Source organism: Allosediminivita pacifica (assembly GCF_003054175.1).
Classification (GTDB): Bacteria; Pseudomonadota; Alphaproteobacteria; order Rhodobacterales; family Rhodobacteraceae; genus Allosediminivita; species Allosediminivita pacifica.
On record NZ_QBKN01000007.1, the window covers coordinates 144126 to 156396 of the forward strand.

The 12271-nt window shown below is 66.8% G+C and carries 8 protein-coding genes; 1 reads left to right on the forward strand and 7 read right to left on the reverse strand.

Annotation, left to right across the window (positions count from 1 at the left end):
• Nucleotides 1–48 precede the first annotated feature (48 nt).
• Both C8N44_RS07455 and C8N44_RS07460 read right to left on the reverse strand, forming a co-directional pair.
• Entirely contained in the window at nt 49–702 is a 654-nt protein-coding gene (locus tag C8N44_RS07455; protein ID WP_146178819.1) for a hypothetical protein, read from the reverse strand.
• A gap of 143 nt (nt 703–845) precedes the next feature.
• Nucleotides 846–1352, reverse strand: coding sequence for a hypothetical protein (locus C8N44_RS07460; protein WP_146178820.1), 507 nt, complete (start codon nt 1350–1352; stop codon nt 846–848).
• A 133-nt stretch (nt 1353–1485) separates the two neighbouring features.
• Between C8N44_RS07460 and C8N44_RS07465 the strand changes: the two genes are divergently transcribed.
• Entirely contained in the window at nt 1486–2523 is a 1038-nt protein-coding gene (locus C8N44_RS07465) for a succinylglutamate desuccinylase/aspartoacylase family protein (protein WP_107975560.1), read from the forward strand.
• A 387-nt stretch (nt 2524–2910) separates the two neighbouring features.
• Here the strand turns inward: C8N44_RS07465 and lpdA are convergent, their stop codons facing one another.
• The 5 genes from lpdA to mutL all read right to left on the reverse strand — a co-directional run bounded on the left by lpdA (nt 2911) and on the right by mutL (nt 11989).
• Nucleotides 2911–4722: a dihydrolipoyl dehydrogenase gene (lpdA, locus tag C8N44_RS07470; RefSeq protein ID WP_107975561.1), complete on the reverse strand. Its 1812-nt coding sequence runs from the start codon at nt 4720–4722 to the stop codon at nt 2911–2913.
• A gap of 10 nt (nt 4723–4732) precedes the next feature.
• Nucleotides 4733–6040: a dihydrolipoyllysine-residue acetyltransferase gene (gene aceF / locus C8N44_RS07475; protein WP_107975562.1), complete on the reverse strand. Its 1308-nt coding sequence runs from the start codon at nt 6038–6040 to the stop codon at nt 4733–4735.
• A gap of 21 nt (nt 6041–6061) precedes the next feature.
• On the reverse strand, nt 6062–8716 hold the full coding sequence (gene aceE, locus C8N44_RS07480) for a pyruvate dehydrogenase (acetyl-transferring), homodimeric type (RefSeq protein WP_107975563.1): 2655 nt from the start codon (nt 8714–8716) through the stop codon (nt 6062–6064).
• Nucleotides 8717–8926: 210 nt separating this feature from the next.
• Complete coding sequence (locus tag C8N44_RS07485) at nt 8927–10108, reverse strand: DNA recombination protein RmuC (RefSeq protein WP_107975564.1); 1182 nt, start codon at nt 10106–10108, stop codon at nt 8927–8929.
• Nucleotides 10109–11989: a DNA mismatch repair endonuclease MutL gene (gene mutL / locus C8N44_RS07490; protein ID WP_107975565.1), complete on the reverse strand. Its 1881-nt coding sequence runs from the start codon at nt 11987–11989 to the stop codon at nt 10109–10111.
• Nucleotides 11990–12271 lie beyond the last annotated feature (282 nt).

Below are 12271 nucleotides of genomic sequence, written 5' to 3' on the forward strand. Positions count from 1 at the left end.
TGGCGCCGGATGTCCGGCGCCATTTCCCTGTTCGGAACCCCGACAGGATCAGAAACGGTAGGTCAGGCTGATGCCCACGTAGGGGTAGGCGCTGATGCCGTAATCGTCCTCGAGCTTGTCTTCCTCTTCGTTGAGGTCGGCCTCGGAAATCGGCAGCGCGCCACCGGTCTGCTCGAGGCTCGCGTCGATCCCCTGCACGAAGAGCGCACCGACTTCGCCCGACAGCTGCCATCCCCCGACCATGCCGGAATAGCCAACGGCCAGCATCGGCGCGATCTCGCGCTCGAACTCCATGTCGCCGCCAACACTGACGTTGGCATAGGTGGTGTTGCCGATGGTGATCGTGTCCGCCCCCGAGGCGCTCGCGTCGAGATCGACGCCCATGTTGGTCTTGAACAGACCACCCGTCAGGCGCAGCCCGCCGACGCCCGGGTAGTAGTCCGCTACGACACCGAAACCGCCGGTCTCGTATTCGTACTCGTAGTCGGTCCCGTCCTCGGTCTCGGACCCGTCGCCTTCGACGGGCACGGCGATGATGCCGCGGAACGCAAGCTCGGGCGTTGCCTGGTAGCTGCCCTCGATGGTCGGACCAAGCGTGGTCAGCCCGAGACCCACCGAGTAGGGAGATTGATCCTGAGCCAGCGCTGCGCTGCCGCTGGCGGAAAGAACGGCTAGGGCGGTAACAAGGTGGAACGGTCGCATGAGTAACTCCTGATCACGGCGTGTCCGATCACTACCTCCGCACACAACCTTGAATTGCACGACATGACAGAGACTTGTCGCCTCGCAAAGCTTCTCTGTTGCATCGATGATACGTCGCAGGACACTCTGCCCCCCCCACCGGATCACCGGGCGCAGAGCTGCCGCACCCGTTCCAGGGCGGACCCCAACCGCCGCAGCGGGACCTCGTAGCCACGCTGGTCGTCCATGACGAGGAGCGCCTGGCCGCGGTTCTGCGACGCCTCGCGCAGAAGCGGCAGGGCCACCGCCACATCCGTCTCCGACAGCCAAGCGTATTTCCCGTCGAAGTCGAAGGCGAACCGCTCGCCCGCCACCTGCAGCGACAGCGCGAGATCCTCGCGGAAACTGCCGTCCACCGCGACCGAGATCTCGGGCAGCGGACGCCCCGCGAATGTCGAGAGGTGCAGCGACACCGGATCGCCAGCGTCCTCGCCCGCCCTCTCGCCCATGCGCGCGAAGATCCAGCAGACCTCGGGGGCCGAGCGGTCAGGATGCACGTTCAGCCGCCAGGGTCCCTCGCGGCCCGCGCTGTCGGCCAGCGCGGGGGCCCCTGCCCCGACCAGCGCCGGGATGAGGGCAATCCGAATCGCATTTTTCAGAACCCTGGGCATGGGTTCAGAAATTCGCGAAAAGATGGGGCGGTGGCAAGGCTGTGCGGCCGGCAGCGGTATCAGGTCCGCAAGCCCGCACTTGCCCATCGGCGTCGGGCCTGCCAATCGGAACCGGATGCAAGCGGAGGACAGAATGCGCGACCCGTTCGAACTCGGGGGACAGACGGTGGCTCCCGGCACCCGCAAGACCATCGACCTGCCCGTCTCGGTCCTGTCGGACCACACGCCCGTGACCCTTTCGGCACACATCATCCACGGCCGCAGGCCCGGCCCGGTGATGTTCGTCTCGGCCGCCATCCACGGCGACGAGGTCGTCGGCGTCGAGATCGTGCGCCGCCTGCTGCGCGCCACGCCACTGCAGCGCCTCTCGGGCACGCTGATCGCAGTGCCAATCGTCAACGCCTTCGGCTTTCTCAACCAGTCGCGCTACCTGCCCGACCGCCGCGATCTCAACCGCTGCTTCCCCGGCTACGACACCGGCTCTCTGGCCGCGCGGCTGGCCGACCTGTTCATGGAGCAGGTGGTGCGCCGCTGCGACGTGGGCATCGACCTGCATTCCGCCGCCGTCGGTCGCACCAACCTGCCGCAGATCCGCCTGACGCCCGGCGACGACCGCCTGCGCGAACTCGGAGCCGCCTTCGGCGCGCCCGTCACCCTGACCTCCAAGACCCGCGAGGGGTCGCTCCGGCTCGAGGCCGACAAGGCCGGTGTCGACGTGCTGCTCTACGAGGCGGGCGAAGGCCTGCGCTTCGACGAATTCGCCGTGCGGGCAGGTGTCTCGGGCAGCCTGCGGGTCATGGTCAAGCTCGGCATGATCGCCGGGCGGGGCGTGCCCAAGACCCGCATGCAGTCGGTCATCTGCGAGCGCTCCACATGGCTCCGCGCCCCCTCCGGCGGGCTGCTGCGCACGCTCAAGGCCAGCGGCGACTGGGTCGAGGAAGGCACCGTGCTCGGCGTCGTCTCGGACCCCTTCGGCGAGCACGAGGAAGAGATCACCGCCGAGGCCGCGGGCATCGTCATCGGTCGCACCAACCTGCCCGTGGTGAACGAGGGCGACGCGCTCTTCCACGTGGCGATCCCCAAGGCCCCCAAGCAGGCCGAGGCCGCGGCCGAAACCTTCGACGATCATCTTGAGGCGGCGCCACTCTTCGACGAGGACGAGATCATCTGAGGCGCGCCAAGCGCCCGGGTGCTTAGCCGGACGGACGCCGGACCGTGGTGTGGCGCAGCATCCGCCGAGGTAGCTGCTTTATGCACGCCAATCCGAATGACATCCGAACGCCGCGCGCCGGTGGCCAAAGCGCCAGACCGCGGGGACGGTCCGGCGCTCGTCCGGCGGGCCTGCGGCCCTTGTTCCGGACGGGACCAGCGCTTGACCGGTAGCAGTCGTGGGAAAACTTCGCTCTGTACGCCGAAGACCCGCCGCGCATGGCCCGTGAAATCGAAAGCAAAAAAGGCCGATCTGCCGGCCCGGCCCCTCCCACCGCCACGAGAAAGAAAAAGGGCCGGACGCTTCCGCCCGGCCCCTTCGAGGTGTCTCACGCCAAGGGCGCGAAGATCACTTCTTCTTTTTCTTCGGCGGCATCAGGTCGGTGATCGTGCCCTCGAACATCTCGGCGGCAAAGTTCACCGTCTCCGACAGCGTCGGGTGCGGGTGGATCGTGTGGCCAAGATCCACAGCGTCCGATCCCATCTCGATGGCCAGCGCCACCTCGGCGATCAGATCGCCCGCGTTGGTGCCGACGATGCCGCCGCCGATCACCCGGTCGTCCTCGGGATCGAACAGCAGCTTGGTCATGCCCTCGGAACGGCCGTTCGACAGCGACCGGCCCGACGCGGCCCAGGGGAAGACCCCCTTCTCGTACTTGATGCCCTGCGCCTTGGCCTGCGTTTCCGTCAGGCCGGCCCAGGCCACCTCGGGGTCGGTATAGGCCACCGAGGGGATCACGCGCGCGTCGAACGCCCGCTTCTCGCCCGCGGTCACCTCGGCCGCCACCTTGCCCTCGTGCACCGCCTTGTGCGCCAGCATGGGCTGGCCCACCACGTCGCCGATGGCGAAGATGTGGCTCTGGCCGGTGCGCTGCTGATGATCCACGGCGATAAAGCCGCGATCGTCCACCGACACGCCCGCCTTCTCGGCATCCAGCATGGCGCCGTTGGGCTTGCGGCCGACCGCCACCAGCACCTTGTCGAAGGTGTCGGTAAAGCTCTCGCCCTTCTCGTCCTCGAAGCTGACCTTCAGACCCTTCTTGAGCGCCTCCACCCCGGTGACCTTGGTCTTGAGGAAGATGTTCTCGTAACGGCCCTTGATGCGGTCCATCAGCGGCTTGACGATGTCCTTGTCGGCGCCCGGCATCAGCTGGTCCATCAGCTCGACCACCGTGACCTTGGAGCCCAGCGCGTCGTAGACGCAGGCCATCTCGAGCCCGATGATCCCGCCGCCCAGTACGAGCATCCGCTTGGGGATGTCCTCGAGCTCGAGCGCGCCGGTGCTGTCGATGACGCGCTCGTCGTCATGCGGCACGAAGGGCAGCTTCACCGATTCCGACCCGGCCGCGATGATGCACTGGTCGAAGCTCACGGTGGTCGCGCCACCCTCGCCCTCGACCGAGATCATGTTGGGTCCGGTGAATTTCCCGAAACCGCGCACGACCTGCACCTTGCGCCCCTTGGCCAGCCCCTCGAGGCCGCCGGTCAGCTTGCCGACCACGCCGTCCTTGAACTCGCGCAGCTCCTTCAGCTCGACCTTGGGCTTGCCGAAGCTCACCCCGTGGGACGACATCTCGTCAGCCTCGGTGATGACCTTGGCCACGTGCAGCAGCGCCTTGGACGGGATACAGCCCACATTCAGGCAGACGCCGCCCAGCGTGTCGTAACGCTCGATCAGCACCACCTTCTTGCCGAGGTCCGCGGCCCGGAACGCCGCCGAATAGCCGCCGGGGCCCGAGCCCAGAACGACCACCTCGGCATGCACGTCGCCCTTGCCGCCCGAGGTGCCCGTGGGCTCCACCGCCTTGGGGCTGCTCTCTTCGCGCGGCGCACGGTCGCCGTAGCCACCGCCCTTGGAGGTCTCTTCCGAGGCCTTGCCCCCGGACTCCTCCTCCGAGGACCCGCCGTCATCCGAAGACCCGGCGTCGCCGCCCTCGGCCTCCATCACCATGATGACCGACCATTCCGAGACCTTGTCGCCCTCGGAAACCTTGATCTCGGTGATCTTGCCCGCGGCGGGGCTCGGCACTTCCATGGTCGCCTTGTCCGACTCCAGCTCGATCAGCGGGTCTTCCTCGGCCACCGTGTCCCCCACCGACACGAGGATCGTGACGACGGGAACGTCGGAGAAATCTCCGATATCGGGAACCTTCACATCCATGATTGCCCCCTCACAGCATCAGCCGGCGCGGGTCGGCCAGCAGGTATTTCAGGTGGGCGTTGAACCGCGCGGCCAGCGCGCCGTCGATCGCCCGGTGATCGTAGCTCAGCGACATGGGCAGCATATTGCGCGGCACGAACTGCTCGCCGTCCCACACGGGCGCCATCTTGGACCGCGACAGGCCCAGGATCGCCACCTCGGGCGCGTTGACGATGGGGGTGAAGGTCGTACCCCCGATGCCGCCCAGCGACGAGATGGTGAAGGTCGCGCCCTGCATCTGGTCGCCCTTCAGCTTGCCGTCGCGCGCCGCCTTGGACAGCTCGCCCAGCTCTTTCGAGATGTCGACGATGCCCTTGCGGTCCGCGTCCTTCAGGACCGGCACCACCAGCCCGTTGGGCGTGTCCGCCGCAAAGCCGATGTTGTAGAAGTCCTTCTTGATCAGCTTGTCGCCGTCCGGGTGGATCGAGCTGTTGAACTCCCAGTGCTTTTTCAGGGCACTGACGCTGGCCTTGATGATGAAGGACAGCAGCGTGACGCGGTAGCCTTCCTCCTTGGCCTGCGTGTCCAGCTCCTTGCGGTACTTGTCGAGGTCGGTGATGTCCGCCTCTTCGTTGTTGGTCACATGCGGGATGTTGAGCCAGGACCGATGCAGCGCCGGGCCGGACAGCTTCTTGATCCGGCTCATCTCGACCTCTTCCACGGGGCCGAACTTCGAGAAGTCGACCGCGGGGATCGGCGGGATGCCCATGCCACCCTGCGCACCGGCGCCCGCACCTGCGGCCGGGGCCGCCGATTTCAGCGCCTTCTCGACGTCCTCGCGAAGGATACGGCCCTTGCGGCCCGATCCGTTGATCTTGTTCAGATCCACGTCCACCCGGCGCGCATAGGCCCGCACGGAGGGCGAGGCATGCACCTTGTTGAACCCGGTGTCGGTCACGGTGCCGCTGTCCGAGCTCGCCGCCGCGGGCTTGCTCTCGCCGCCCGAGCTTTCGGCCTTGGCCGGCTGCTCCGCCGGTTTCTCCTCGGCCTTCTCCTCCTTGGCGTCACCGCCATCGGACGAACCGCCGGAATCCCCGCCTTCCTCGCTCTCCTCGAGGATGAGGATGACGGCGCCCTCGCTCACCTTGTCGCCTTCGCTGACCTTCACCTCTTTCACGGTGCCGGCATGCGACGAGGGCACTTCCATCGTCGCCTTGTCGGACTCCAGCTCGACGATGGGGTCCTCGACCGCGATCGTGTCGCCCGCGCTGACGAGGATGGTGACCACCGGAACATCGTTGAAATCACCGATATCCGGAACTTTGACTTCCACTGTCATAAGACTTCCCTCTCCTTCCCGTCAGCTCAGGCGCGGGTTCGGCTTGCCGCCGTCGATGTCGTATTTGCTCAGCGCCTTCTCCAGGTCACGGTCGCTGACCGCCCCCTCGCGCCACAGGTCCACCATGGCCGCCGCCGCGATGTGGTTGGCGTCCACCTCGAAGAAGCGACGCAGGTTCGCGCGGCTGTCCGACCGGCCAAAGCCGTCCGTGCCCAGCACCGTGAACCGGTTCGGAACAAACCCGCGGATCTGCTCGGCGTAGTTCTTCATGTAGTCGGTGGCGCAGATGACCGGACCCTTGGCGCTCTTCATGACCTCGGTCACGTAGGGCACCTTTTCCTCGGCCATCGGGTTCAGGCGGTTGTGGCGCAGGCAATCCTGCCCGTCGCGCGCCAGCTCGTTCATGCTGGTCGCCGACCAGATGTCCGACGTCACGCCGAAGTCTTCCTTCAGCATGTCCGCGGCCTGCAGCGCCTGCACGAGGATCGTGCCCGACCCCATCAGGTTCACGTGCTTCTTGCCCGGGCGCGACGTCTTGCGCATCCGGTAGAGCCCCTTGAGAATCCCCTCCTCGGCGCCCGTGGGCATCTCGGGGTGGGTGTAGTTCTCGTTCATCAGGGTCATGTAGAAGAACACGTCTTCCTGGTCCTGGTACATCCGCTTCAGACCGTTCTGCACGATCACCGCGACCTCGTAGCTGAAGGTCGGGTCGTAGCTGATGCAGTTCGGAACCGTCTGGGCGAGGATGTGGCTGTGCCCGTCCTCGTGCTGCAGGCCCTCGCCGTTCAGCGTGGTCCGCCCGGCGGTGCCGCCCAGCAGGAAGCCCCGCGCCCGGCTGTCGCCCGCCGCCCAGATGAAATCGCCAACGCGCTGGAAGCCGAACATCGAGTAGAAGACGTAGAAGGGGATCATCGGCACGCCGTGCGTGCTGTAGGACGTGGCCGCGGCGATCCAGTCCGCCATCGACCCGGCCTCGTTGATGCCTTCCTGAAGCACCTGACCGTCCTTGCTCTCCTTGTAATAGAGCATCTGGTCGCGGTCTTCGGGCACGTAGGTCTGGCCCAGCGGGTTGTAGATCCCCACCGACCGGAACAGGCCCTCCATGCCGAAGGTGCGGCTTTCGTCCGGCACGATCGGCACCACGTTCTTGCCGACCTTCTTGTCGCGCAGAAGCGTGGTCAGGATGCGCACGAAGGCCATCGTGCTGGAAATCTCGCGATCCCCGGTGCTTTCGAGCTGCTGCTTGAACTTGTCGAGCCCCGGCACCTCGAGCTTCTCGACCTCGTGGATCCGCTTGGGGAATTCCCCGCCCAGCTCCTTGCGGCGCTCGGCCAGGTAGGCCTTCTGCGCGTTGTTGAGCGAGACATAGGGCGCCTTCGGCAGGTCCTCGTCCGAGACCGGCACCTGGAAGCGGTCGCGCATGGCGCGCAGCTGGTCTTCCTGGAGCTTCTTCTGCTGGTGGGCGGTGTTCATGCCCTCGCCGCCGGTGCCCATGCCGTAGCCCTTGACGGTCTTGACCAGCATGCAGGTCGGCTGACCCTTCGCCTTGGTGGCACGCAGGAAGGCGTTGTAGACCTTCTTGGTGTCGTGGCCGCCGCGACGCAGCGCCCAGATCTCGTCGTCGGACCAGTCCTTCACCAGCTCCGCGGTCTCGGGGTATTTCCCGAAGAAATGCTCGCGGATGTAGGCGCCGTTCTTCGACTTGAAGGTCTGGTAGTCACCATCGACCGTTTCATCCATCAGCTGGCGCAGCTTGCCGGAGGTATCGCGCTCCAGCAGTTCGTCCCAGCCACGGCCCCAGAGCAGCTTGATCACGTCCCAGCCCGCGCCGCGGAAGGAGCCTTCGAGTTCCTGCACGATCTTGCCGTTGCCGCGCACCGGCCCGTCGAGACGCTGCAGGTTGCAGTTGATGACGAAGATCAGGTTGTCGAGCCCTTCGCGCGCCGCGATGGAAATGGCACCCAGGCTCTCCGGCTCATCCATCTCGCCGTCGCCGAGGAAGGCCCAGACCTTGCGGTCCGACTTCTCGATCAGGCCGCGGTTCTCCATGTATTTCATGAAGCGCGCCTGGTAGACCGCCATCATCGGGCCAAGCCCCATCGAGACGGTCGGGAACTGCCAGTAGTCCGGCATCAGCCAGGGGTGCGGGTAGGACGAAAGACCGCCGCCACCGACCTCGGAGCGGAAGTTCTCCATCTGGTCCTGGCTGATCCGCCCTTCCATGAAGCTGCGCGCGTAGATCCCCGGGATCACGTGGCCCTGGAAGAACACCAGGTCGCCGCCATGCATCGGGTTGCGCGTGCGCCAGAAGTGGTTGAGCCCCACGTCGTAGAGCGCGGCCGATGAGGCGAAGCTGGCGATGTGCCCGCCGTATTCGCTGCTCTCCTTGTTCCGCCGCACCACCGTCGCCATGGCGTTCCAGCGGTTGATCGCGCGGATGCGGTTTTCCATCTCCGCATCGCCCGGCATGTCGACCTCGTCGTCCGGGCTGATCGTGTTCTGGTAGGGTGTCGTGGCCGAGAACGGCAGGATGGCGCCGGCGGCGCGGGCCTGCTGCACGGCCTTGTCCAGCAGGAAATGCGCCCGGTTCGGCCCATCACGCAGGATGACGTCCTCGACGGCCTCCTGCCATTCCTGGGATTCGACCGGATCGATGTCTTCCGGCGTATCTTTCATATGCCCTCTCCCTCTGGCGCGCCGCTGCAGCGCAGAAAGTGGTTTAACGTTAAACCTTCCAACGCACGCCGCCTTCCGCGGCATGGGGTGCATCCCGATGGTCGCAATTCTGCGAGCCGGGCGCAACGCCGGTTTAGCAGCCGTAGTTCCGGAGTTGCAGGGCACAAGGCGCATATCACCTATGCGTGGGGCGCAAAAACTTGTTTAACGCTAAACTTTCTCATCCGAGGACGCAACGTAAGGCATAACCCGATTCTCCGCCGGGGCCTCGCCGATGTCCTCGAAATCGAAATTATCGAGCCGCTTTGCCCGCTTGCCGGCCTTCTCGGCCGAGGTGCGGATCTCGGCCAGATCCTTCGCCGCCTGCCCGAAATGGCGGTCGAGGTTCCCCACCCGGTCGCCCAGCCGCTCCATGTCGGCCGACAGCAACCCCAGCTCGCGCCGGATCGCGCCCGTCTGCTCGCGCAGCCGCGCGTCCTTCAGCACCGCCCGCATGGTGTTGAGCGTGGCCATGCAGGTGGTGGGCGACACGATCCAGACCCGCGCCGCGAACCCCTCGCGCACCACCTCGGGGTAATGCGCGTGCAGCTCGGCATAGACCGCCTCCGAGGGCAGGAACATCAGCGCCCCGTCCGCTGTCTCGCCCTCGATGATGTAGCGCTCGGCGATGTCGCGGATGTGCCGCCGCAGCGCATGCCGCAGCCCCTGCCCCGCCCGCGCCTGCTGGTCCGGGCTCTCGGCCCGGCGCAGCGCCTCGTAAGGCTCCAGCGGGAACTTGCTGTCGATGACGATATGCCCCGGCGGATTGGGCAGCCGGATCAGGCAGTCCGCCCGCCGCCCGTTCGACAGCGTCGCCTGCATCACGTAGCTGTCCGAGGGCAGCGCGGCATGAACGATATCGTTCAGCTGGATTTCCCCGAAAGCCCCGCGTGTCTGCTTGTTCGACAGGATGTCCTGCAGCGACAGCACGTCGCCCGACAGCTTCGTGATGTTGGCCTGCGCCTTGTCGATGGCGCTCAGCCGCTCCTGCAATTCACCCAGCGAATGCGCCGTACGCCGCGCGGCGCCGTGCAGGCTGTCGCTCATGTGCGCCTGCACCTCGGCCAGCCGCCGCTCCATCAGCTCCAGCATCGCGGTCTGGCTTTTGGTCTGCGCCTCGGACACGTGGTGCAACCCGCCCGCCAGCCGCTCCTGACCGTCCGAGAGCCGCTCCACCCGCTGCTGCATCTGCCCCATCTGCTGCGCCAGCGGCGCCACGCTGCGCGCCGCCTTCGCGGCCCCGCGCGCGGTCGCGATCAGCAGCACGAGCACCAGCAGCACCAGCGCACCGCCCCCGAACAGGATCAGGCCGACCTGGTCGAGCGCCGCGCCGACCTCGGCAAGGTCTTCCATTCAGCTCCGCCCGAACAGCCGCTCAATATCGGCCAGCTTGAGTTCGACATAGGTGGGGCGGCCGTGGTTGCACTGGCCCGAATGCGGCGTCGCCTCCATCTCGCGCAGCAGCGCGTTCATTTCCTCGGCCCGCATCCGCCGCCCCGACCGGATCGAGCCATGGCAGGCCACGCGGCTCAGGATCGCCTCGATCTTTTCCTGGACAAGCCCCGTCTCGCCGCTGTCGTCCAGCTCGTCGAGGATGTCGCGCACCAGGTGCTCGGCGTTGACCTCGCCCAGCAGCGCCGGCGTCTCGCGCACCGCGACGGCACCCGCGCCGAAGGGCTCCACGCTCAGGCCCATGCGCGACAGGTCGTCCGCCACCGCCAGCAGCCGCTCCGCATCGCCTGCCGACAGTTCGATCACTTCGGGGATCAGCAGCGCCTGCGCCGCCACGCCCCGTTCCGCCATCTGCCGCTTGAGCTTTTCGTAGACCAGCCGCTCGTGCGCGGCGTGCTGATCGACGATCACCATGCCGTCGCCGGTCTGCGCGATGATGTAATTCTCGTGCACCTGCCCGCGCGCAGCCCCCAGCGGAAGCGCCTCGACCGGCGCCGCCTCGGGCTCGGGCTCCGGCGTCTCGACCATCCGTCCCGACCAGGCCTGCGCCATCTCTGCAAAGCCCGGCTCGGCACTCGGTGACTGCGGTGCCGGTGCAGGCGCCTGCCAGTCGTAGGCCGCCCGCCGCGCCCCGGCGCTCGGCCGGTCCATCTGGTAGACCCGCGGCGGCCCCGAAGGCCGCTCGGGCCGCATCGCACCCAGCGCCGCCTCGGCCACGGTCGACGACGCCCGGTGCCCGGCCTCGGCCAGCGCATGGCGCAGCGACGACACGATCAGCCCGCGCACCACGCCGGGCTCGCGGAACCGCACCTCGGCCTTGGCCGGGTGCACGTTCACGTCCACCTTGTGCGGATCGCAATCCACGAAGAGCGCCACCGCCGGGTGCCGGTCGCGGCTCAGGAAATCCTGATAGGCCCCGCGCAGCGCGCCAATCAGCATCCGGTCCCGCACCGGCCGCGTGTTCACGAACAGGTACTGCGCCACCGCGCTGCCCCGAGAATAGGTCGGCAGCGCCGCCAGACCCGTCAGGCGAATCCCCTCGCGCTCGGCCTCGATCGACAGGGCGTTCTCGGTGAACTCCGTGCCCATGACGCGGCTCAGCCGCCCGCGCAGCGCATCGAACAGGTCGCCGCTTTCGGGATCGACGCGAAAGACCACACGGTCGCCGCCGTTCGACACGTCGCGCAGCTCGAAGCCCACGCTCGGCTCGGCCATGGCCAGCCGCTTGATGGTGTCGCTGATGGCCTGCATCTCGGCCCGGTCGGTGCGCAGGAACTTCAGCCGCGCGGGCGTGGCATGGAATAGGTCCCGCAGCATGACCACCGTGCCCTGCCCCAGCGCGCAGGGCTTCACCCGGCCCATCTCGCCGCCCATGACCGCGATCTCGGCCGGATCCGCACCCTTCGCTCGGCTCTGGATTGTCAGCCGCCCCACGGCGCCAAGGCTCGGCAGCGCCTCGCCGCGAAAGCCGAAGGAATGGATGTTGAGCAGGTCGGTCCCGTCGATCTTGGACGTGGCATGGCGCGACAGCGCCAGCGGCAGCTCTTCGGCGGTCATCCCGCAACCGTCGTCGGTGATCCGGATCAGCGTCTTGCCGCCGTCGGCCACCTCGACGCAGATCCGCCGCGCCCCGGCATCCAGCGCGTTTTCGACCAGTTCCTTAACGGCGCTGGCGGGGCGTTCCACCACCTCGCCTGCCGCGATCCGGTTGATCGCGGAATCGTCCAGCTGCCGGATGACCGGGCGTGGACTAGTGTCGATATTGGGGGCCTGCGTGTTCATGACACAAAACCTAGCAAACCTGCCGGTCTCTGGAAATCGGGGAATTCGCGGAAAGTCGGGGTGACGTGAGCGGCGATCACGTCACTTCCATGTGACGCGGGGAACGAATGACACATCTGAAGGCTTGTCATGTCATAAAGTTGCGTGGGAAACAGCTCGCACGCTTAACAGAGCGCTCACCTGTCAGGCGTAGTGCACACGTATCGCGCATCTGTCGCATTTTACTAGAATCGGAGCAGAAAAATGCCAGTTCCCCTGATCACCTACGAAGCCATCTCGGCC